The organism is Bradyrhizobium yuanmingense, assembly GCF_025200905.1.
In the GTDB taxonomy this organism is placed as follows: Bacteria; Pseudomonadota; Alphaproteobacteria; order Rhizobiales; family Xanthobacteraceae; genus Bradyrhizobium; species Bradyrhizobium yuanmingense.
This window is the reverse complement of the sequence record NZ_CP104173.1, coordinates 1,339,286-1,361,834: the sequence shown is the minus strand read 5'-3', so window position 1 is coordinate 1,361,834 and position 22,549 is coordinate 1,339,286. Positions and strand designations below refer to the sequence as shown.

At 64.6% G+C, this 22,549-nt stretch carries 21 protein-coding genes; 4 read left to right on the top strand and 17 right to left on the bottom strand.

Annotated elements, in window-relative coordinates; translation table 11 throughout:
* Positions 1–65: 65 nt before the first annotated feature.
* Together N2605_RS06385 and N2605_RS06380 are read left to right on the top strand one after the other, a co-directional pair.
* Positions 66–338, top strand: a complete 273-nt coding sequence (locus N2605_RS06385; protein WP_036006682.1) for a hypothetical protein — start codon at positions 66–68, stop codon at positions 336–338.
* An 84-nt stretch (positions 339–422) separates the two neighbouring features.
* Positions 423–743, top strand: coding sequence for a hypothetical protein (locus N2605_RS06380; protein WP_036006679.1), 321 nt, complete (start codon positions 423–425; stop codon positions 741–743).
* Positions 744–1,061: 318 nt separating this feature from the next.
* On the opposite strand, the gene N2605_RS06375 is transcribed toward N2605_RS06380, so the two are convergent.
* The 15 genes from N2605_RS06375 to N2605_RS06305 all read right to left on the bottom strand — a co-directional run bounded on the left by N2605_RS06375 (position 1,062) and on the right by N2605_RS06305 (position 17,234).
* Complete coding sequence (locus N2605_RS06375; RefSeq protein WP_167361678.1) at positions 1,062–1,217, bottom strand: hypothetical protein; 156 nt, start codon at positions 1,215–1,217, stop codon at positions 1,062–1,064.
* A 103-nt stretch (positions 1,218–1,320) separates the two neighbouring features.
* Positions 1,321–1,839 carry a septal ring lytic transglycosylase RlpA family protein gene (locus N2605_RS06370; RefSeq protein WP_036025042.1) on the bottom strand — a complete coding sequence of 173 codons (519 nt, stop codon included), beginning with the start codon at positions 1,837–1,839 and terminating at the stop codon, positions 1,321–1,323.
* A gap of 199 nt (positions 1,840–2,038) precedes the next feature.
* Positions 2,039–3,634, bottom strand: a complete 1,596-nt coding sequence (locus N2605_RS06365) for an NAD-dependent malic enzyme (RefSeq protein ID WP_036006676.1) — start codon at positions 3,632–3,634, stop codon at positions 2,039–2,041.
* A gap of 261 nt (positions 3,635–3,895) precedes the next feature.
* The gene (locus N2605_RS06360; RefSeq protein WP_260346106.1) at positions 3,896–6,220 is read right to left on the bottom strand and encodes a mechanosensitive ion channel domain-containing protein; all 2,325 of its coding nucleotides are present in this window, start codon (positions 6,218–6,220) and stop codon (positions 3,896–3,898) included.
* 765 nt (positions 6,221–6,985) lie between these two features.
* Positions 6,986–8,023: a patatin-like phospholipase family protein gene (locus N2605_RS06355; RefSeq protein WP_225183977.1), complete on the bottom strand. Its 1,038-nt coding sequence runs from the start codon at positions 8,021–8,023 to the stop codon at positions 6,986–6,988.
* Positions 8,020–8,949, bottom strand: a complete 930-nt coding sequence (locus tag N2605_RS06350; protein WP_225172898.1) for a polyphosphate kinase 2 family protein — start codon at positions 8,947–8,949, stop codon at positions 8,020–8,022. Before N2605_RS06350 ends, N2605_RS06355 begins: the two co-directional genes overlap by 4 nt.
* On the bottom strand, positions 8,909–9,928 hold the full coding sequence (locus N2605_RS06345) for a branched-chain amino acid ABC transporter permease (RefSeq protein ID WP_225172897.1): 1,020 nt from the start codon (positions 9,926–9,928) through the stop codon (positions 8,909–8,911). The genes N2605_RS06350 and N2605_RS06345 overlap by 41 nt, the downstream gene beginning before the upstream one ends.
* The gene (locus N2605_RS06340) at positions 9,925–10,806 is read right to left on the bottom strand and encodes a branched-chain amino acid ABC transporter permease (protein ID WP_109145936.1); all 882 of its coding nucleotides are present in this window, start codon (positions 10,804–10,806) and stop codon (positions 9,925–9,927) included. Before N2605_RS06340 ends, N2605_RS06345 begins: the two co-directional genes overlap by 4 nt.
* A 5-nt stretch (positions 10,807–10,811) precedes the next feature.
* Positions 10,812–11,516, bottom strand: a complete 705-nt coding sequence (locus N2605_RS06335; RefSeq protein WP_036025019.1) for an ABC transporter ATP-binding protein — start codon at positions 11,514–11,516, stop codon at positions 10,812–10,814.
* A gap of 3 nt (positions 11,517–11,519) precedes the next feature.
* Positions 11,520–12,287: an ABC transporter ATP-binding protein gene (locus N2605_RS06330; protein ID WP_225141612.1), complete on the bottom strand. Its 768-nt coding sequence runs from the start codon at positions 12,285–12,287 to the stop codon at positions 11,520–11,522.
* A gap of 12 nt (positions 12,288–12,299) precedes the next feature.
* Positions 12,300–13,622 (bottom strand): ABC transporter substrate-binding protein, encoded by a 1,323-nt coding sequence (locus tag N2605_RS06325; protein ID WP_036006653.1) that lies wholly within the window; start codon positions 13,620–13,622, stop codon positions 12,300–12,302.
* A gap of 93 nt (positions 13,623–13,715) precedes the next feature.
* Positions 13,716–14,420 (bottom strand): hypothetical protein, encoded by a 705-nt coding sequence (locus N2605_RS06320; RefSeq protein ID WP_036006647.1) that lies wholly within the window; start codon positions 14,418–14,420, stop codon positions 13,716–13,718.
* A 30-nt stretch (positions 14,421–14,450) separates the two neighbouring features.
* Entirely contained in the window at positions 14,451–15,476 is a 1,026-nt protein-coding gene (locus tag N2605_RS06315) for an ABC transporter substrate-binding protein (protein WP_225141610.1), read from the bottom strand.
* A gap of 151 nt (positions 15,477–15,627) precedes the next feature.
* Positions 15,628–16,416, bottom strand: coding sequence for an ABC transporter permease (locus N2605_RS06310; protein WP_036006641.1), 789 nt, complete (start codon positions 16,414–16,416; stop codon positions 15,628–15,630).
* Entirely contained in the window at positions 16,416–17,234 is an 819-nt protein-coding gene (locus N2605_RS06305) for an ABC transporter ATP-binding protein (RefSeq protein ID WP_260346105.1), read from the bottom strand. The genes N2605_RS06310 and N2605_RS06305 overlap by 1 nt, the downstream gene beginning before the upstream one ends.
* Positions 17,235–17,512: 278 nt before the next feature.
* On the opposite strand from N2605_RS06305, the gene N2605_RS06300 reads away from it, so the two are divergent.
* Both N2605_RS06300 and N2605_RS06295 read left to right on the top strand, forming a co-directional pair.
* Complete coding sequence (locus tag N2605_RS06300) at positions 17,513–18,295, top strand: ATP-binding cassette domain-containing protein (protein ID WP_225147801.1); 783 nt, start codon at positions 17,513–17,515, stop codon at positions 18,293–18,295.
* Complete coding sequence (locus tag N2605_RS06295) at positions 18,292–19,848, top strand: ABC transporter permease/substrate-binding protein (protein ID WP_225143051.1); 1,557 nt, start codon at positions 18,292–18,294, stop codon at positions 19,846–19,848. The genes N2605_RS06300 and N2605_RS06295 overlap by 4 nt, the downstream gene beginning before the upstream one ends.
* A 70-nt stretch (positions 19,849–19,918) precedes the next feature.
* Here the strand turns inward: N2605_RS06295 and N2605_RS06290 are convergent, their stop codons facing one another.
* Both N2605_RS06290 and N2605_RS06285 read right to left on the bottom strand, forming a co-directional pair.
* Positions 19,919–21,631, bottom strand: coding sequence for a sulfatase-like hydrolase/transferase (locus N2605_RS06290; RefSeq protein WP_225127745.1), 1,713 nt, complete (start codon positions 21,629–21,631; stop codon positions 19,919–19,921).
* 210 nt (positions 21,632–21,841) lie between these two features.
* A complete protein-coding gene (locus N2605_RS06285; RefSeq protein WP_225141606.1) occupies positions 21,842–22,495 on the bottom strand; it encodes a TetR/AcrR family transcriptional regulator in 654 nt (217 codons plus the stop codon).
* Positions 22,496–22,549: the final 54 nt, after the last annotated feature.

The following is a 22,549-nucleotide window of genomic DNA, read 5'->3' as shown; positions in this document are numbered from 1 at the left end:
ACAGATGTATGGGCCCCGGCACGCGAGCACGTGTGCTGGGGTCGTGTTTTGCGTGAGGCAGGGCGATGGGGGACGTGGTCGGGGATTCAAAGGTCAATTTCGGCGCGCTTGCGGTGCTGCATAAATGGCCATCACTTGCCAATCAGCGCCAGCCTGACCGGGAGCCCTACCAGCTCATCGAAGGCACGCTCGACGATTGCATCTCGGCTTTCATGCAGAAACCGGCGACGACCCGGCACCTCTACGAGATCCGCACCGTAGCGCAGCCGCCGCTCGTCACCGAGATCCTCTCCCCCGAACACGTCCTCGAGCTGTCGCGCTTGAGAGAATTTCTCTGACGCCCTTCACAAGCGTGCGAGCAGGAACCTTCTTCCGGTTCTTCCCGTTGTCAGGGATCAAAGCAATGACGTGAGCGCCTCGAGATGTTTGACGCCGGCGTATCATCACCGATCGTGCCTTACGGAGCGGACCAGACCCTGTTCGTGGTGGTTGATCGCCGTGACGAGGCGACCGAAATCCGCATCGAGCGCAGCGATCTCGACACCACGATCGGCGAGCTCGTCGCCGGCTGCTTCAATGACCCGATCAAGGTGATCTCGTTCAACACGCTCGAGCACTGGATGAAGGATATTTCGTGCGACGTCGCCGGCGAGATCCGCGCACGCTGCGACATCTATGGAATAGAGCTCCCCGATTATCTCAGCGACTTCATCGAAAGCCATTCCCAAAGCGCGATGAAATGAAGCTCACTTGCCGAAAAGGACGGAGGTGCGCTCCCTCCCTGCTTGCGGGAATGACTTCGCATTTGGGAGTTTTTCTCTGCGGCCATCCTTCGAGACGCCCGCTTTGGGCGGGCTCCTCAGGATGAGGGCGGAGTGCGCGGCAGCAGTTTCAACGAGCACTGATGCTGATTAGCCTCATCCTGAGGAGGCGCGTCAGCGCCGTCTCGAAGGACGAGGCGTGCGCGCAGGCCGCCGCCACAAGTCATATCCGATAGCCCTGCGCTTGCGGGTGAGGGAGTGCACCTCCCTTGTAGCAATCGAACCTGATCGCATCGTGCTTTAGTTGCGGCGGCGTTTGCCGGCGATGACCTCGATCTCGCGGCGGCGTTCGCCCGCGAAGGTCAGCAGCTTTTCGATCGTCAGCGTATCCGTGATCCGTTTGGCGAGCCGCTCGGCACGCGCAGCCTGATCTTCGAGATGCTGGATCGTGTTCAAGCGTCGCCTCCCCCAAAGCCCCGAATTGTGCGGACAGCCATGGTGCTTGAGAAGCCGCTAACAGCCGGTTAAGCGCGCCCGCACGGTCGCGACGCGTGGCGCCCTATTGCACGACTTCAAGCCTGACATTGGTAATGCCCTTGTCGACCATGCCGAGCGCCTCGGCGGCCGACGGCGAGATGTCGACAACGCGTCCGCGCACGAAGGGCCCGCGATCGTTGACCCTGACCGTAACGAAACGGCCGGAGGAGGTCTCGGTAACGCGCAGCTTGGTGCCGAACGGCAGGGTGGGATGCGCCGCGGTCAATTCGTTCCTGTCGAACTTCTCGCCGCTCGCGGTCTGCGTATCCGAATAGAAGCTGGCGATGCCGTGCGAAGCGGTTTGCTTTGCGTCGCGGGCGGGGACGCGCGCCCGGCTGATCGGGCGTGGATGCAGCGCCGCCACCCGGTGCGGGCGCTCGACCGCGGCTTGCCGGGTCGTTCCGGCGAGATCGGCTTTCTGACGGCCGACCGGCGATTGCGAGCAGGCAGCGAGCGATGCGGCGCCCAAGACCGCGAGCAATAACCGGCTCGAGCTCGCCAGCGACATCCGGGCAGTTTCGGCACTTGCAATGCGAGACATGATGCGCCCTCCGAACAACCCCAAGTTTCGGTGGGCAATGAGGGCAGAACCTTGTCGGAACAAAAGCGGCTCTGGGGCCGCCTTCGTTTCGCGCCAGCTGTGGCGATTCTACCACAGTGACCTGTTCAGAATCGGGACAGATCAGCGAAGGATCAGCCCGATACGCCCCGCGAGCCGCGTTTTCGGCGCGGCCCGATTTCTAGTACTTCGGCTCGTACATCTGCGACTGGACCAGGGCCTTCACGTCGTTGGGCGCGGGTCCGTCGGCGAGCGCGCGTTGATAGGCCACATCCGCAACCGCCGCCGCGATGCGCACGGAGACCTCGCGGATACGCGGCAGTGCCGGATAGAGGCTGCCCTGAGCGAGGTCCTCCTTGCCGACGCAATCGGCGAGCGCGTGGGCCGCCGCCATGAACATCTCATCGGTCACGAGGCGCGAGCGGCTGGCGATGACGCCGAGGCCGACGCCCGGGAAGATGTAGGAATTGTTGCCCTGGCGCGGCACGAAGCTGCGGCCGTTGAGCTTGACCGGATCATACGGACTGCCGCAGGCGAACAGCGCGCGTCCCTCCGTGTAGCGATAGGCATCCTCCGCCGAGCACTCGGCTTTCGAGGTCGGGTTGGAGAGCGCGAACACGATCGGCTGCTCGTTGAGCTCGGCCATCGCCTTGAGCACGTCGGGCGTAAAGGCGCCGCCGACCGCGGCGACGCCGATGATCGCCGTCGGCTTCAGCGTCTTGATGGCGGTGAGGAAGTCGGCGATCGGCGCCTGACCGGCATGGGCATAGCGGAGCTTATGGCCAGAAAGGCCTTCACGGCCGCTGACGACGAGACCGCGGGAATCCACCAGCCAGTTGCGGCGAAGCGCGTCCGCCTCGGACGCGCCTTCCGCCATCATGGCGGAGACCACGAGGTCGGCGATGCCGGTCGCCGCCTCGCCCGCGCCGAGGAACAGGATCTTCTGATCCTTCAGCTTGCCGCCGGAGATGCGCAGAGCCGAGAACAGGCCGGCGAGCGCCACCGCCGCGGTGCCCTGGATGTCGTCGTTGAAGACGCAAGCCTCGTCGCGATATTTGTGCAGCAGCTTGAACGCCGAATGATTGGCGAAGTCCTCGAACTGGATCAGCACGCCCGGGAACGTCTTGCGCGCGGCTTGCATGAACTCGTCGACGAAGCTGTCATAGGCCTCGCCCGTCAACCGCCGCTCGCGCAGGCCGAGATAATAGGGATCGTTCAACAGCTCTTCGTTGTTGGTGCCGACATCGAGCACGATCGGCAAGCACGCTTCCGGATGCACGCCGGCGCAGGCCGAATACAGCGATAGCTTGCCGACCGGGATGCCCATTCCGTTGGCACCGAGATCGCCAAGTCCCAAAATGCGCTCGCCGTCGGTGACGACGATCAGCCTGGCCTGGTAGGGCCAGTTCTTCAGGATCTCCGCGATCTGGCCGCGGTCGCGCGAGGAGATGAACATGCCACGCGGCCGCTGGAAGATCAGGCCGTATTTCTGGCAGGCAAGCCCGACCGTCGGGGTGTAGATGATCGGCTGGATCTCGTCGATATTGTCGACGACGACGCGGAAGAACAGCGCCTCGTTGCGGTCATGCAGCGCGTTCAGGGCAACGTATTTTTCCAGGTCCGTCGGCAGCGTGCGCAGATTGGTGAGCACGCGCTGAGCCTGGGTCTCCATCGTCAGCACGCAGGGCGGCAACAGGCCGCGCAAGCCGAGTGCGGCGCGCTCTGCTTCCGTGAAGGCCGTGCCCTTGTTGAGCAGGGGGTCGCGCAGCAGCGTCATGCCGTGTGCGGTGTCGGATGATGTCGAATGGGCGCTGACCCGAGCAGGTCTATTCACGATTCCCCCAAGGAGTTTCTTATTGAACCACGACCATTGTCGGCCAGCGTTCAATCGAGATCAAGGAGACTCCGGCCGCGATCGTGATCTCGCACCGCAGCAGATTTTGCAAACGCCTGGCACTTGCGCGCGAAAAGGTTTAACGCGCCAACCGGGGCGCGCGTTGGCGGACCCAAATAAAGGCAGGCGGGAGTTTGGGACTGCTTATCCCGCCGCCCGCCGGGGCGTCAGATTGGCAGCGCTGTCCGCCGGCGGCGCGATGTGCATCAGGATGGTCTGCACCGGCGATGCGACCTCGATCCCGTTCTGCTGGAAGCGCAGCTTCATGCGGCGGTTGAATTCGCGCTGGACCGGCCAGCGGCCGGCCTCGGTGCAGCGGATCTGCCCGACGATCGACACCATCGCGCCATCGACTTTGTCGACGCCCCACAGCTCGAGGTCGCCGCGGATGAGCGCGCGGAAGTCCGCTTCACGGCGCATCTCATCGACGATGTCCTTGAGGATCTGGCCGGCGCGGTCGGTGTCTTCCTTGTAGGCGACGTTGACGCTGACCGAAGCGTTGCCGGCGCCGCGGCTGGCATTGGTGATGGTCGTGACTGCGCTGAACGGCACGATGTGCACGGCGCCGTCGCCCGCGCGCAGACGGATGGTGCGGATCGAGACGTTCTCGACGACGCCCGACAACCCCGACACGCTGACGCTGTCGCCGACCTGCACCGTGTTCTCCAGCAGCAGGAACAGGCCGGTGATGAGATCCTGCACCAGCTTCTGCGAGCCGAAGCCGATCGCAATGCCGACGATGCCGGCGCCCGCCAGCAGCGGCGCGACGTTGACGCCGATCTCGCTGAGCGCGGTGAGGCCAACGATTGTCGCGATCAGGCAGAGCAGCGCTGTGCGCAGCATCGGCTGGAAGGTGCGCAACCGCGCGGCGCGGGCATAGTGCCCGTCCCGCGACAGCGTATTGATCTGGCGGTCTAGGAGCGCATTGCTGGCTTCCCAGATCGCCGCGGCGATGAGCACGGCAAGGCCAATGGTCACCACGGCCGAGATCAGCCGGCTGCCGATCTGGCCGCCATAGAACCAGACGATCGCGTCCACGCCCCAGACCTCGAGCACCGCCACGAAACCGATGAAGGCGATCACGCCGGATACGATCCTGCGGAGCAGCGGCAGATAGCGGTTGGCACGGATCTCGAGGCCGGGAAAGCGCTGGAGGATCTCCGGCTTGATGCGGAAACCGCGATCGATCAGGCTCAGCGTCAGCATGATGACGACACGTGCGACCAGCGCCACTGCGATGGTGCCGACGAAATATTGCAGCAGCAGCGAATAGCCGTTGCGGATGTTGAGTGCCCACACCGCCCAGAGCGCGAGGTCGAGCGCGATGGCAAGATAGTGCCAGCCGCCGGCGATGCGGTTGCGCAAACGAGCCGCGATCCCCTGCCGCTCGGCCGGCGCGCGGATGGCATCGGCGACCTGGCGGCGGCATTGCAGGATGATGACAGCGATGAAGAGGTGCACGACCAGCATCACCATGCGCAGCAGCGCGGCGTAGCCGGCGCGGTGCAGGCCGAGCAGCAGCGCCACATTGGCAAAGGCGATGCCGGAGATGCCGACGCCCACGATACGGCGCGCCCAGATCTCGACATAGGCGGCGGTCTCCGCGCGCACCGGAAACAAGCCGAACGGCCCCGCCAGCGCCCGGACCAGGCAGATGAGCCCGCGCGAGAACGCATAGGCGTTGACGACGGCGAGGATCACGAGGCGGACGGTTGTCGGTTCTCCAATCTCCGTCCCGAGCAGCGCGGTGGCGACGCCGACGAAGACGAGCACGGGAAGCAGCTCGAGCACGAAACGCCCGAGCACGAAGGGCAGGCGCAGCATGATCTGCCAAACCCGCGCAAGGCTGTGGCGTCGCTCCTGCATTTCAGGTGCAGGCGTAACGTCGGCGACTGACGATGGCGGATCGGCAAGCGGCAACGCGGGTGCCGGCAGGCGCGCGGTTTGCGGCACGCGTCCCTCCAGGAACGCGACCGGCCGGCGGATCAGGCGGAAGATCACCCATTCGGCCAAGAGGGCGCAGCCGAGCACCAGCGCCAGCTTCCAGGCGATCTCGATCAGAAGATTGTAAGCCGCGGGATCGTTCGCGGTGCGCACGATCCAGTAGTAGAACGCCGGAAAGTGCGTGAGCGTCCGCGCGATGCCGGCGATCTCACGCGAGATTTCGCCGATCTCCTCCGAGACCGTCAGCATGAGCTGCGCACCGAGGCCGTCGGCCGAAAGCGGGATCGGCGAATTCGGCTGCGGCGCGGCCTGTTGCGGACCAGACGCGTTGGCGATTGCACGGAGCGTATCGATCATCTGCGCGCGCTTCTTGTCGTCCTGAAGCGTGTCCAACGCACGCTTCGCCTCGTCAGGCGATAGCGCCGCGGCACCGTTCGCGGACGGCGCATCGGCGCGGGCGCAGGAGAGAGAAGAGATTGCAAGGAAAAGAGCGGCGAGAAGCGCCGGGACAAGCTTTTGCGACACGCAGATTCCCTGGAAAAGTGAATGTGCTCGCAGGTAGCGTGACCGCCCCCGCCGAAGCACATCCGTCATGTCGGATCGGCGCTATTCGCCCCCCGCCTGTGTCGGAAGTTGGCCTTTGGGACGACATTCTCTTGGCATTTGCCGCAGCGCAGGATCGGGAGCTGACGTCCCGTCAGCGCGCGCAAAGACCGTTTGCGGATCAACCAGCAGGATTGAGACGAGCGGGGTGTCAAAAAAATTGGTGCGGCGGCCTTCACGGCCATCCGACACGACTAAAATACAGCGCCGGGAAGGTAGGGGCTTTGCCTCACTGATGCAGCCCGCTAAACCTTGTCCCGGCGTGCCGTTCGCGGTTTCCGCCGCTATGCGATAGTCCGAACGAGCTCCATCGCAATTACCGCGGCTGGATTTGCGGAGGTGGTGTCATAGACCTCCCCTTGCTCATGAGGTGGACGTTGCGCGTCGCTTGTTTGCGACCGCTATGATGCTCCTCCTGCGTCGCAAAACTGTCAAGCGGGATCAATGATCTGACGATCACATTTGACGATCCGAGTTCCGCCGTGCAAATCGCTTCCGCGCGAAGTGAGGGATTTCCGAAGGCAGCCGGTATGGTGACATCATGCCCCTGTTTTGCCCGACGATGCAAACGAATTTCGTAAAATCCGCATCGCGGATGATGAAGGCCGATAAGCCATTGATTCCGCTATGCCCGGCTACTGTGCATGGGGTTGTTTTCGCACTTTTGGTCGATGGCCGCCCGGCCATCTAGAGAAACATCTCCGCGAGGTCGACCGTCGAGGCCTTTCCGATCTGGTCGAAGTTTCGCGCCAGCCAGTTGCGCGCCGCCGCGCGGCCCTCATCGCGCAGGCGGCACAACAGGCTCCATTCGGGGTGGAACTGCGTGGCCGTGCCGAGCTGCGACATCAGCGCGTCGTTGCCGATCCAATGCATGTACATGCGGCTGTGCCTGTTGCTGTCGAGCTCGCCGTCGTCGATCAGCCGGGTGGCGAAGGCGATCGCGCGCATCTCGCGCATCAAGGACGAATTGAAGCTGATCTCGTTGATGCGGTGCAGGACATCGGCGGCACTGGCCGGCAGCTCGTCACGCCGGATCGCCGTCACCTGCACGATGACGACGTCGTGGCTGCCCTTGCGGTAGATCAACGGATAGATCGCGGGATTGCCGAGATAGCCGCCGTCCCAGTAATGCTCGCCATCGATCTCGACAGCCTGAAAATAGGGCGGCAGGCATGCCGAGGCGAGCACGGTTTCCGCCGTCAGCAGCGGGCTCTGGAATACCTTGATCTTGCCGGTGCGGACGTTGGTGGCGTTCAGAAACAGCTGCGGCGCCTCCGGCGAGGAATTGAGCCGGTCGAAATCGATCACGCGCTGCAGCAGCGCGCGGAGCGGATTGAAATGAAAGGGATTGAGCAGGTTCGGCGGCAGCGTATGCGTCAGCGTATGGATGAAGGCATGGACCGGATGATATTCCGGCGGCAGCTTCAGGGCCTGGATCCACTGGTTCAGCGGCGACATCAGATCGTACGCCATGTCCATGCGCGACACTTCGTACCAGAACGCGTGCAGGCTCTCCCGCGCGGCCTCCGCGCCTCCATGCGCCATGCCGGAGGCCATCGCCACCGCATTCATCGCGCCGGCACTGGTCGCGCTGATCGCCTCGATCGCGAGCCTGCCGTCCTCGAGCACCTGGTCGAGCACGCCCCACACGAAGGCGCCGTGCGCACCGCCGCCCTGGAGCGCGAAGTTGACGTTCTTGCAGTTCGTGGTCCCGCCGGCTGTCACTTTGCTTGCCTCTTGCCTCCCGTGCCTTCTTTCTCCAGCGCCTTGCGCACCTGCTTGAACTCCTCCAGCGAGGCCCTGTCGGCGCGGGGGAAGCGCAGGTCGAGCTTTTCCAGCTCGGCATTGATCACCGAGCCGATCACGACGCGGGCGAACCATTTGTGGTCGGCGGGCACGACATACCAGGGCGCATGGGACGTCGCCGTGTGCCGGACGATGTCCTGGTAGACCGCCTGGTAGCGCGGCCACAGCGCGCGCTCCCTGATGTCGTCCATGGAGAACTTCCACTGCTTGGCCGGATCGTCCAGCCGCGCGAGGAAACGCTCGCGCTGCTCTTCCTTGGACAGGTTGAGAAAGAACTTCAGCACCACGGTGCCGTTGCGGCAGAGATAGCGCTCGAAGGCGGAGATGTCCTCGAACCGCTCCTTCCAGATGTTCTTGGTGACGAGCTTCGGCGGCAGCTTCTGCTTGGCGAGAATCTCGGGATGCACGCGCGTCACCAGGCATTCCTCGTAATGCGAGCGGTTGAAGATGCCGATATGGCCGCGCTCGGGCAGCGCGACCGCATGACGCCAGAGGAAGTCGTGGTCGAGCTCCTTGCTGCTCGGCGCCTTGAAGGCCGTGACCTCGCAGCCCTGCGGATTGATGCCCTCGAAGATCGCCTTGATCGCAGAATCCTTGCCGCCGGCGTCCATCGCCTGGAATACGATCAGGAGCGACCAGCGGTCCTGCGCGTAGAGCTTCTCCTGAAACGCGATCAGCCGCTTCTTGTTGGCATCGAGGATCGCCTGCGCCTTCTCCTTGTCGAGATCGCCCTTCTCGTCGGTCTTGTGGTCCTTGAGGTGAAACTTGCCCGAGCCATCGTAGCGAAACGGCGTGATGTAGCGGTCAAGCTCCTGGGCGAGCGACTGGGACGACTTTTTGCTCATGAGCGCGGGGCACCTTGCGTTGCAACTTCAATCGGTCGAGCAAGCTACCAAGGATGCCCTTGGGAAGGAATATGATGAAAAGCACGAGCAGCACGCCGTAGACGAGATTGTCCCAGCCGACCGCCTTGGTGCCGAAACCGATGCGCAGCGTTTCCGCCAGCAGGATGGTGATGATGGCGCCGACGGTCGGACCGAGCGAGACGAACAGCCCGCCGACGATCGCGGCGAACACCATCTGCAGCGAGACCGCGATGCCGCTGACCGTGTCGGGCGTGATGAACATCTGGTACTGGCAGTAGATCGCGCCCGCCAGCGCCGTCATCAGCGCGCTGAGCAGCGTGATCTTCAGCTTCTCGGCGGTGACGTCGACGCCGGCCGCGGCGGCGGCATCCTCGTCCTCGGAGATCGCCTCCAGCGCATAACGCGCCATGCTGCGGTCGACCCAGTGCCAGACCACGATGCCGAACAGCCAGACCGCAAGCGCGATCAAGTACCAGGTGGTCTTGTCGTCGAATTGCAGCGCCAGCAGCCTGTTGCCGGACGCGCGGTTCGGGGTGTAGCCGAGCGAGCCGCCGGTATAGTCGCGCGTCGCGGTGATGACCTGGAGCACGATGCCTGACAGCGCCAGCGTCACCAGCACGAAATAATGCCCTGTGATACGAAAGCGGAAGCAGGGATAGCCGACGATCATCGCCAGCGCGCCGGCCGCCGCCATGCTGATGGGAATGCCGATCCAGGGCGACAATCCTGCGTGATTCCACAACAGCGCCGTAACGTAAGCGCCGATCCCCATGAAGCCGCCATGGCCGAGCGAGACGAGGCCGAACCTCCCCATCATCGACCAGGACGTATAGGCGAACGACCAGATCAGGATCAGCACCAGGATGTGCAGATGATAGGGATCGCGATAGACGAAGGGCAGCGCGACCAGCGCCGCCAGCCCCACGCCCCATGCAGCAAGCCGCCCCTGCCCCATCATCGGCGCCTCGCAAGCAGGCCCGCGGGCCGGATGAACATCATGACGATGAAGAACGCGAAGGCCAGCACATAGCCCCATTCGAGGTCGGAGAACAGGCCCCCGAGCGAGATGATCTCGGCGAACACGAAGGCGGCGATGAACCCGCCGATGAAATTGCCGAGGCCGCCGAGCACGCAGATCAGGAAGGTGATCGGCCCGAAGGACAGACCGACGAAGGGATGCACGTCGTATTGCAGCACCAGGAGGCAGGCGGCGAGGCCGGCGAGCGCGCCGCCGAGCGCCGACGTGATCAAGTAGATCCGCTTGGTGTCGACGCCCATCAGCGCCATGATCTGCCGGTCCTGTGAGATGGCGCGGATCGCAGTGCCGGTGAAGGTGCGCGTCATGAACAGATAGACCGCGACCATGCCGACCAGCGCGGCGGCGAACGAAAGCAGTCGTGCGTAGCTGAAATTCATGTCGCCGAAGGCGAGCACCGGCAGGCGGATGCCGAGATTGCGGAAGTCGATGCCGAAGGCCACGGTGGCAAAGCTCTGCAGCACGAACAGCACCCCGCCGGTCGCGAGCAGTTGGTTGATCGGTGGCGCGGTCAGCAGCGGCGCAATGACGAGGTAGTGCAGCGCCGCACCAAGCACGGCGACCAGCAGGATAGTGAGCGGGGCAGCGACGAAATAGCTGACGCCGTAATACTGCACCATGAAATACATGCCGTACATGCCGATCATGACGAGCTCGGCGTAGCAGATCCAGGTCACGTCGATGACGCCGAAGATCAGGTTGAGCCCCAGCGCAAGCAGCGCCAGCACGCCGCCGAGCAGGATGCCGTTGATGACGGCCTCCAGCAGGTAGATGTCGAATACGTCCAGGAACGCCTGCATGCCCATCACACCCCGAGATAAGCTTCCTTGACCGTGTCGCTCGCCAGCATCTCGGCCGAGGTGCCGGAGGCGCGGATCGTGCCCGCCTCGATAAGATAGGCGCGGTCGACCACCTTCAGCACCTGCTGCACGTTCTGCTCGACGATCAGCACCGTCAGCCCGCTGGCACGGATCCGCTTCACCAACTCGAACACCTGCTGCACCACCACCGGCGCGAGCCCCGCCGAGGGTTCGTCGAGCAGCAACAGTTTCGGATTGGACATCATCGCGCGGCCGATGGCGCACATCTGCTGCTCGCCGCCGGACATGGTTCCGGCCATCTGGTGACGGCGTTCCTTCAGGCGGGGGAACAGGTCGAACACCACCTCCAGCCGCTCGGCGTAGTGGTCCCGCGCCTCCTTCATGAAGGCGCCCATCTTGAGATTGTCGTCGACCGTGAGCTGCGGAAACAGCCGCCGGTTCTCCGGCACATGCGCAATGCCGAGGCTGACGATCTTGTGCGACGGCGTCGCGACGAGGTCGACGCCCTCCATCCTGATCGATCCGCGCGAGGGACGGATCAGGCCGGAGATGACGCGCATCAGGGTGGTCTTGCCGGCGCCGTTGGGGCCGATGACGCCGACGGCTTCGCCGGCCTTCACGTCGAGGTTGACGTCGAACAGCGCCTGGAAGGTGCCATAGCCGGCATTGAGGCCGCGAAGCTCCAGCATCACCTAGCCCCCTGCGCGGCGGCGCGCTTCGGCGGCCGCGGCCTGCGTGGTCTCGGCGTCGGTGCCGAGATAGACCTCGATGACGCGCGGATCGCCCGCGACCGCGCTCGGCAGGCCTTCCGAGATCTTCTCGCCGTGATCGAGCACCATGACGCGGTCGACCACGCGCATCAGGACGCCCATGATGTGCTCGACCCAGATGATGGTGATGCCGAGCTCGTCGCGGATGTTGCGCAGCATGTCCGCAGCCTGGTCCATCTCGGCCTCGTCGAGACCGCCGAGGCTCTCGTCGGCGAGCAATAGCTTTGGCGCGGTGGCGAGCGCCTTCGCCAGCTCCAGCTTCTTCAGCCCCGCTGCGCCAAGCCCATCGACGCTAGCATGGCGATCGGTCGGCAGGCCGACCATCGCCAGCGACCGCTCGGCCGCCTCCTCCGCCTTGGCGCGGCTGTGGCGGCCCTGGCCGTAGAAGCCGGCAAGCGCGACGTTCTCGAAAATGCTGAGGCGGCGGAACGGCCGCGGGATCTGAAAGGTTCGCCCGATGCCGCTGTTGATGATCCGGTGCGGCGCAAGGCCCGCAATCTCGTGCCCGGCGAACACGATCGATCCGGAGGTCGGCGCCAGCGTGCCGGACAGCATGTTGAAGATCGTGCTCTTGCCCGAGCCGTTGGGACCGATCAGGCCGAGGATCTCGCCCTGATCGACCCGGAACGAGACGTTGTTCACGGCGGTGAAGCCGCCAAACCGCTTCACCAATCCGCTGACTTCCAACACCGCAGAACCCCGCTATTGGTTGCTGTAGGTGGTGCCCTTGGGCAGCGGCAGCACGGCCTCGCGCTGCGCCTGGCTCTTGGGCCACACCACATAGGACTTGTCGTCGACGTATTGGATCACGACCGGGAACGAGCGCTCGTTCTGGCCGGCCATTGGCGAGCCCTCGCCGTGGAATTTGACGCCGAAGCCGAGCATGGTGCCGCCTTCGGGTATGTCGGTGTCCAGTGCTGCCTTGCGCAGGGAATCGGGATCTACGCCGCCATATTTCTTGATCGCTCGCGGCAGCACGTCGTTCAGGAACAAATAGGTGTTGGACGCAGCCATGCCGACATGGGCCGAACGGATGGCGACACCCGGCTTGCGCTTGTCGAACTCCTCGCCGACCGCCTTGATGATCGGCGGCAGCTTCGGATCCATGCTCTTCTGGTTGGCGAGCCAGATCGAGATCGGATCGGTGTTGAAGACATAGTTTACGTCGGCGCCCAGGCCTTCCTTCAGCTTCTCATAGACCCCGTAGCCGGCGCCGTGTCCTACCAGTGCGCCGAACTTCAGCCCTTGTTCGCGGGCTTGCCGGAGCAACAGGGTGATGTCGGGATTATAGCCGGTATGGAACACCACATCCGGCTTGGCCCGCTTCAGCTTGGTGACCAACGCAGACAGATCCGGGGCCGTCGCCGAATAGCCCTCTCTGAGCACGATGTTGAAACCGGCCTTCTTGGCACCGGCCTCGTTGCCTTTGGCAACGTCGACGCCGTAGGCGCCGTCCTCGTGGATGATGGCGACCCGCAGGTCCTTCGGGTCCTTGCCCAGCTTTTCCTTCGCGTTCTGCGCGATGAAGTCCATCGTCATCATGCCGAACTGGTCGCCGGAGGCCTGCGGTCGAAACACGTATTTGTAGTTCTTGTTCTCCAGCACCGCCGACGAAATGCAGGTCGTGATCCACATGAACTTCTTCAGCTGCTCGACCCGCGCGGCCACCGGCACGCATTGCGCCGAGGAGAAGAAGCCGAGCAGCATGTCGACCTTTTCCTGCTCGATCAAACGGATCGCTTCATTGATGGCGATATCCGGCTTGCTCTGAGCATCGGCATAGATCGCCTCGATCTTGTAGCCTTCGACGTCTTTCGCGCTGTACTGATCCAGCATGATCCTTGCGCCGGTATATTGCAGCTCCGAACCGCCGCCGGCGAGCGGGCCGGTCAGATCGTAGATGACGCCGATCTTGAGCTTTTTCTCTTGAGCCTTGTCTTGGGCCGCGGCAGACACCGCCAAGCCCGTCGCTGATATCGCGACCAACAGCCCACGTACCAAGCGGGCAGCCATGCGCAGGCGCATCAAAACCTCCCTGGACGATTTGTGCATTGCATTCTTGGTGCAATTCTTCGGCCCATCACATGGGCTGCGCGCGGCGATGTCAAGCCTCGCGCATCAGCGCGCTGCGAACTGCTGCTCGACGAAGGCCGTGACAAATCGCGGCATGGACGGCCTGAGATCGCTGGTCCCGCGCACGAGATGAATGGCGGACAGCTCCGGCTCGATCTCGCGCGCAAGGTTGGCTTCGATCCTGGCGCGGGCCGCATCGCCCGGCATGTCCAGGTTGATGACCTGCAACATTGCGATCGTGGGGCCGGTAACCACGCAATGCCAGCCGGGCTGGATCCGATAATCGGCCGCGGTCAGGCCGGTCTCCTCGCCGAGCTCGCGGACGACGCTGCCGGGGATGTCGAGCGCGCCGTCCCTGACGTCGTCGAGATCAGGCGTTCCCGAGGGGAAATAGATGCGGCCCGCATTGGCGGTGTGGGGCGCCATCTCGCCCATGATGAAGGTGCCGTCGGAGGCGCGCAACGCGCCCATGCCAAAGCCGTTGAACACGGCCTTGTCGGGAAAGCCCCAGTCGCGCCAGGCGAGAAAGCTTGCGAAATCGGTCTCGAAATAGGTCGCCCTCAGGTAACCGTCACTGAACACAGCGTCGCGCCCGAGCAGGATGCGGCCGTTCCAGATCTTCGGCCGCTCGCGCTGCTTCTCGGCGAAATGCGCCGCGATCTCGGCGCGGCGCTCCTCGGCGAACGGCCAGACGATCGGCCGCACGGCAAGATCGAGCGTCGCGACGCGATGAATGACCGGAGACTTCATGACGGGTCGGTTACCACGCCTTCGCGTCGGCTATTTGACGCTCCCGGTGGTCTTCTTGGCCTGCTCGACGAATTTGTTGGTGAAGGTCTTGCTGACGTCGATCTTGGCGTTCGCCACCTCGGGCGAGCCGACGCTGAACACTGCAAGCACGGCGTCGGCACCCTTCGGGTCCATCTTGCCGGTCTCGGAATACATCGGGATCGTATTCTTCAGTGCGGCAAGATAGAGATCCTTGTTCTTGCCGACGGTCTGCTCGGGCATCTTCGCCATGATCTCCTCCGGCGTATGCGAATGGATCCAGGCGAGCGTGGCGAGGATCGCATTGGTGAGCGCCTGCGCCTCCTTCTCATGGCCGTTGATCCAGGCCACGGTCGAATACAGCGCGCCGCCCGGATATTCGCCGCCGAACGTCTCCAGCGTATCCTTCTGGGTACGGGTGTCCGAGAGGATACGCAGATCCTTGTGGCTGCCCTGCAGCACGGTCACGGACGGATCGAGCATCACTGCCGCGTCGATCTGGCCCTGCTCCATTGCGGCCACCGCAGTGGCGCCGAGGCCCACCCCGATGACGGCGGCGCTGGTGGGATCGAGCCCGTTCTTCTTGAGCATGTATTTCAGGAAGAAGTCGGTGGAGGAGCCGGGCGCACTGACGCCGACCTTCTTGCCGGCGAGATCCTTGACCGACTTGATGTCGTTGGTGCGCGAGGGCGCGACCACCAGAACGAGGCCGGGATAGCGGTCATAGACCACGAAGGATTGCAGCTCCTGCTTCTTGGCGGCGAGATTGACGCAATGGTCGAAATAGCCGGAGACCACGTCGGCGCTGCCGCCGAGCACGGCTTTGAGCGCATCCGAGCCGCCCTTGAGGTCGACGAGCTCGACACTGACGCCGGCCTTCTCGTATTCGCCGAGCTGCTTGGCCAATACCGTCGGCAGATAGCACAGGCAGGAGCCGCCGCCGACCGCGATGGTGACCTTGCTTTGCGCCGCGGCAAGCGAGGTGGTGAGCGTCAGCGCGAGCAGTGCGCCGGCGAGCCTGGCAATCGTGTTCTTCATTGGTTTCCTCCGTTCGGCCGCCGGCACCATAGAGCAGCGGGCCTGGCTTGAGAAGCTCCGCCTGAGCGGGCTGGCCATCAGCCCCTCGGCGCAATAGCGGTGCCCAACACACGTCCGCGATCGCATCGACGCGATCAAATAGACCTGCTTCCTAACCCCGCCCGTCCGACGCGGCCGGCCGCCACACCAGGAGGCGCCGCTCCACCAAGGTGACGCCGAAATCGATCAGGATGACGAAGGCCGACAGCACGAACATGCCGGCGAACACGCCGGCGACATCGAAGATGCCCTCGGCCTGCTGGATCAGATAGCCGAGCCCGGCCGCCGATCCCAGATATTCGCCGACCACCGCGCCGACCACGGCGAAGCCGACGGAGGTATGAAGCGACGAGAACATCCACGACAGCGCCGACGGCCAATAGACATGCTGCATCAGCTGCCGCTCGCTCATGCCGAGCATGCGGCCGTTGTCGAGCACGGTCCGGCTGACCTCCTTGACGCCCTGATAGACGTTGAAGAAGACAATGAAGAACACCAGGGTGACGCCGAGCGCGACCTTGGACCAGATGCCGAGCCCGAGCCACAGCGCGAAGATCGGCGCCAGCACGACACGCGGCAGGGCGTTGACCATCTTCACATAGGGGTCGAACACCGCGGCGACCAACGGCTGGCGCGCGAACCAGAAGCCGACCAGGACGCCGCCAAGCGATCCGATCACGAAGGCGAGGATCGATTCCGCGAGGGTGATGCCGAGGTGCTTCCAGATCACGCCGGAGGCGAACCATTTCACGATCTGGCTGAACACGTCCAACGGGTTGGAAAAGAAGAACGGCGGCAGCAGGATCTTGCCGAACACGGGAACGGTCGACAGCACCTGCCACAGCACCAAGCCGACGACAGCGACCAGGATCTGCAGCGCAAACAGCGTCGTGCGCGACATCAGACCGCCTCCGCCGCCTGCGTGGACTGTGCGTACCCCTTCATCACCTCGTCCTTCAGCACGCTCCATATCTCGCGATGGAGAGCATGGAATTCCTTGTCGAGGCGCACCTCGAAAATGTCGCGCGGGCGCGCCAGGCCGACGCGCCAGTCGCCGATGATGCGCGAGGATGGCCCCGCCGACATGATCACGACGCGGTCGGCGAGCGCGATGGCCTCTTCGAGATCGTGGGTGACGAACAGCACGGCCTTGCGGTCGGCACTCCACAGATCGAGCAGCAGATTGCCCATGACCTGGCGCGTCTGCGCATCGAGCGGCCCGAACGGCTCATCCATCAACAGGATCTTCGGATCGCGGATCAGCACCTGCGCCAGCGCCACGCGCTTGCGCTGGCCGCCCGAAAGCATGTGCGGATAGCGGTTCGCGAAGGCGCCGAGGCCGACGGCGGTCAGCCATTTCTGCGCCTGCGACAAGGCTTCAGCGCGCGGCGTGCCCTTGACCTCGAGTCCGATCGCGACATTGTCGAGCGCAGTCTTCCAGGGGAACAGCGCATCAGCCTGGAACAAATAGCCGGCATCCCGATTCAGCCCCGCCAATGGCTGGTCGAAAATCCTGACGCTGCCCGCGGCGGGCTTGAGCAGGCCCGCCGCGACGTTGAGCAGCGTCGATTTTCCGCACCCTGTGGGCCCGACAATGGCGACAAACTCGCCCTGTGCCACCGCGAGATGGGCCTTCTCCACCGCCGTATAGACCCGGCCGTCACCCAGCCGGAACGCAACCTTGGCATCTTCCAGCGCCACTGCCGTGGGCGTCGTCATGTGCTTCCTCCAACTCAGGCCGATGCCTTAGCCGCTCGTGCGGCCAAGTTCAATCAAGCCGCCAAGCGTGCTACGCATGGGGACTTGCCGTGCTCTCACCCTCCCCTGGAGGGGGAGGGTCGGTGCGCATGAAGCGAAGCGGAATGCGAACCGGGGTGGGGTGACGGTTTCTCCGCGTCGAATACTGCCCGCGTCGACAGATCACCCCACCCCGCTCGCGCTGCGCGCGATCGACCCTCCCCCTCGGGGAGGGTAAGAGAAAAGAGAGCTCTCCCACGATGTCTTCCAAGCTGGCGATCAGCTACCAGCGCGTCACCAAGCGCTTCGGCTCCCTTGCAGCCGTCGATAACGTGTCGCTCGACGTCGCGGCGGGCGAGTTTGTGGCGATCGTCGGCGGCTCGGGCTCGGGCAAGACCACGCTGCTGCGGCTCGCCAACCGGCTGATCGAGACCGATAGCGGCACCATCACCGTCGAAGGCGAGGACGTGCGGAATGTCGATCCGGTCGCGCTTCGGCGCCGGGTCGGCTACGTCTTCCAGAGCGGCGGGCTGTTTCCGCATCTGAGCGTCGCCGACAATATCGGCATCACGCCGAAGCTGCTCGGCGAGCCGGCTGCGGCCGTTGCAGGCCGCGTCGACGAGCTGCTGGAGCTGGTGCAGCTCGACCGCGCAACGCATCGCGACCGGCTGCCCGAGGCGCTCTCCGGCGGCGAGCGCCAGCGCGTCGGCGTGGCGCGGGCGCTCGCGGCAAGGCCCCGCATCGTGCTGATGGACGAGCCGTTCGGCGCGCTCGATCCCCTCACCCGCGATGCGCTCGGCGACGATTATCGCGCGCTGCACCGCAAGCTCGGCCTGACCACCGTGATGATCACCCATGACATGACCGAGGCGCTCCTGCTCGCCGACCGCATCGCGGTGATGCGCGGCGGACGATTGCTCGCACAGGGTACGGCTGCGGAGCTATCGAGCAGCAGCGACGATTACGTGCTCGAGCTGTTGCGTACCCCGCGGCGCCAGGTCGAGCGGCTGAATGCGTTGCTGCCGATGGGCGGTGCGGCATGAGCCTCTTCACCGATCCGCGCTGGGGCGAGGCGCTGTCGCATCTGCCGGACTACCTCGGCAACCATGTGCGGGTGAGCCTCGCCGCCCTCGCGCTTGGCCTCGCCGTGAGCCTGCCGCTGGCGATCCTGACGCGCAACCGTCCGGCGCCACGCGGCATCCTGCTCGCGTTGGCCAGCATCGTGCAGACCGTACCCGGGCTGGCGCTGCTCGCGCTGTTCTATCCGCTGCTGCTGCTGGCTGCTTCCGTCACGCTGGCCTGGTTCGGCGTATCTTTCTCCGCGTTCGGCTTCCTGCCGGCGATGCTGGCACTGGCGCTCTATTCGATGCTGCCGGTGCTGCGCAACGGCATCACCGGCCTCAACGGCATCGATCCCGCGCTGATCGAGGCTGCCGAGGGCGTCGGCATGACCGCGCGGCAATCGCTGCTGATCGTCGAGCTGCCGCTCGCGCTACCGGTGATGATGGCCGGCATCCGCACCGCGGCGGTGTGGGTGATCGGCACCGCGACGCTGTCGACGCCGATCGGGCAGACCAGTCTCGGCAATTACATCTTTGCCGGCCTCCAGACCCAGAACTGGGTCTTCGTGCTGTTCGGCTGCGTGGCTTCCGCTCTCCTCGCGCTCGCAGTCGACCAGTTGCTTGGGCTGATCGAGAGCGGCCTGCGCCGCCGCAGCCGTGTGCGCAGCGGTCTCGGGGCGCTCGGAATCGCGGCGCTGGTTGCAGCAACGCTGGTGCCGACCATGGGGCGCTCGTCGTCAGGCTATGTGGTTGGCGCCAAGACCTTCGCCGAGCAATATGTCCTGTCGGCATTGATGAGGGACCGCCTCGAGGCGGCGGGCCTCTCGGCGGCCGCACGCTCCGGCCTCGGCTCCAGTGTGATCTTCGGGGCGCTGAAGGCCGGCGACATCGATCTCTATGTCGACTATTCCGGCACGCTCTGGGCCAACCAGCTGCATCGCACCGACATCAAGCCGCGCGCAGAACTGGTGGCGGAATTGAAGACGGCGCTCGCCAAGGACGACATCACCCTGCTCGGCGAGCTCGGCTTCGAGAACGCCTATGCGCTGGTGATGCCAAGACGACGCGCCGATGCGCTCGGCATCCGAACCGTCGCCGATCTCGCCGCACATTCGGCCACGCTGTCGATTGCCGGCGACTACGAGTTCTTCTCGCGGCCCGAATGGGCTGCCCTGCAAAAGGCCTATGGGCTGCAGTTCCGCGCCCAGCGCCAGATGCAGCCGGACTTCATGTATGCGGCCGTTGCCAGCGGCGAGGTCGACGTCATCGCTGGCTACACCAGCGACGGCCTGATCGCCAAATACGAGCTCACAGCGCTCGACGATCCCAAACACGCGATCCCGCCCTACGACGCGATCCTGCTGCTCGCGCCGAAGCGCGCCGGAGACGAGCGACTGCAGGCGGCGCTCAAGCCATTGCTCGGCAAGATCGACATCGCCACCATGCGCGAGGCGAACCTGCGCGCCAGCGGCAACGATGCGAATTCATCGCCCGATGCGGTGGCGAAGTGGTTGTGGGAGAAGATCAAACAGTAGGTCCGCCGCCGCTTGATGAGCACCTCAGGGGTGACGGTCGAAGAGTTGCGTCCGCGATCCAAGCGAGAGGCTACAGCCCCCGGATCATCCCCGCGTCGATCAGCAGCCGGTTCAGCCGCCGCGCCTCGGCGCCATCCTTGCAGCCGTAAAAGATGCCTTTGCAGCGGAGCATGATCTCCTTCTGCTCGGCAAAGGACGGGTCGAGCGGGATGCCGGCGGCTTCCTGAACCACCAGCGGCAGATAGGGACCGTCAATCGTGTCCATCACGGCCTGGCTTCCGACCGGTTCGAAATTGATGGCGTCGATGGCATAATAGGTCGCGTAGAGGCGCGGATCGTAGGCGTCGAGCTTCTTGCCGATGGCGCCCTCGTCGAGCCCGGGCTCGAGGATGGCAGCCGCAAACTCCGGCTGATGATCGCCGTAGCGCACGATCAGGAATGGCTCGCCGGGAAAGGTCTTCTTCAAACCGGCAACGAACGCCTTGTACTGTTCGGCGCTCATAGTCTGGCGGCGCAGATATTCATCGATGGACGGCACATTGCCCGGCGCGCGCCAATTCGGCAGCAGATCGGGACGGAAGCGGGTCTCCCAGGGGAAGTGGTTGGCACCGAGATAGATGAAGGCGAACAGCGGCTTGTTCGGCGGCTGCTGGCCGATCAGCTGAAGCGCCTTGTCGTAGAAGAAGCTGTCGGGCTCGACACCCTTGGCGCCCAGATCCTTGGAATCGAGGAAGCGTTCGATTCCCGTCGTCATCTGGAAGCTGCGCGCGCCCATGAAGCCGCCATGGGCGGGATAGAGCGACAGCGTGTCGTAGCCGCAGCGGCGCAGCGCCAGCGGCAGGCCGCGCTCGACCCGGTTCGAGGCGATGCGCGTGACGAAATAGGCGAAGCGGCCGAATGAACGCGAGGAAAGCCCTGCGAGCACGTTATACTCGGTGAACCAGCTCGGCCCGCCATTGCTCTCGGCGAGGAACGTGCGCTGCTTGCCGTCCCACGATTTGAAATAGTCGCCATAGCGCGGCGGCACCTTGATGCCCTGGGCGGCGCGGATGTCGAAGCTCGATTCATCATGGATCATGATGATGTTGGGCCGGCGGCCAGCCGGGTGGCAGGCATCGACCAGCGGCATGTTGAGCCGCTCGCCGGTCGAAGCAGACGCCTCCATGAAGCCGTATTGCGCAAAATCGGAGACGGCCGTGACGCCCGAGCGGAAGAATTTCGAGAGATAGCCGTCGTCGTAATAGCCGCGCCAGGCCTCGTCCGGGTGATAGAGCGAATAGCAGACCAGGGCGGCAAGGCAGGCGAGCTTGCAGGCGAGCGCCGGCAGGCGGCGGATGCGGAACGGATCGAGCCACCACAGCGCATACATCAGCGGCAGCGTGACCAGACCGGCCAGGATCACCGACCAGCGTAAGTTCGGGAAGATCGTGAACAGGAACGCGACGGAGTCGCGGTCGATCATCATCAGGTCGATGAAGTTGACCGTCATCTGCACGACGTCGTGCTTGAGCCGCGACAGCAGCACCAGCACGACCACCATGGTCAGCGACAGCGCACCCGACAGCGCGGGGCGACGCAGCAGCGTGATCCAGAAGAAGTTGAGGATGCCCCAGGCCAGCGCGAAGGACAGGCGCGAGCCGAAATCGGTCTCGGTCTCGTACATCAGGGCGAGTGCCGCCAGATGCGGCGCTGCAACCGCGAGCAGCCGCCAGATGCCGAGCGCGGCGACGCTCGCCAGCACGGCCGTCGTGGCAGAAGGACCTGGATTGGGCGCGGACGCCATCGACGACACGCAACTTCTGGTCCGGCGCGGTGATGCCAAGCCTGGCTGGCCGACCCAAAAACAGCCAGGGCGTCCGGAGCAGCCGGAAGCCTGCACCGTGTCATAAAACTGTAACGGAATGATCAAGGAGAGGCAACGCGCGGCGCGGTCCGACCTTCGCTTAATGTTAGCGGGCTGCGCCGTACGGCATCGACCAGAGCCGCTGGCCCGCTAGGGCTTTGCGATACCTGCGATGAACAGGTCGATCACCCCCTCCGCCATCCGCTCGATCTCGCCCTCCCCGACGCCCCAGCGCGGGAAATGGCCGTCGAGATTCATCCGAGCGAAACCGTAGACGAGGGCGCGCCCGGCGACCTGGATACGCTTGAGGTCGGCCGACCGCAGCAGGCCTTGCTCTGCCGCGTCGACCAGCATCTGCTCCGTTAGCGCGATCAGCTCGGCGTTGTCTCGTGTCAGGTCCGGCGAGCTGCCATGGGCAAAATAGCGCCCGGTCGAGATGATCTCGAAATGCGCGGGATTGCGCATGGCCCAACGCAAATAGGCGAGACCGAAGGCGCGGAAGCGGGCGAGCGGGTCGGCGGCCGGAGCCTCGCGCAGCGCCGCATCGATCTCGGCGCGAAAGCGCCGCTGTGCCTCCTCGGCCGCGGCTGCCATGAGCGCATCGCGGTTGGGAAAGTGTCGGAACGGCGCCCCCGGCGACACCGCGGCTCGGCGCGCAGCCTCCCGCACCGAGACTTCGGCGCCTTCCGCTGCGAGTTGCAGCGCAGCATCGATCAACACGCGGCGGAGGTCGCCGTGATGGTACGGCCGGGCTTCCGTGGCAGGGCGGCGGACGCGCGGCTTGGACGGCTGACGAACAGGCATGGATCCTTCTAGCCTCACCCGAACGTGAATGTAAGCAATGATTACACCGTTGAC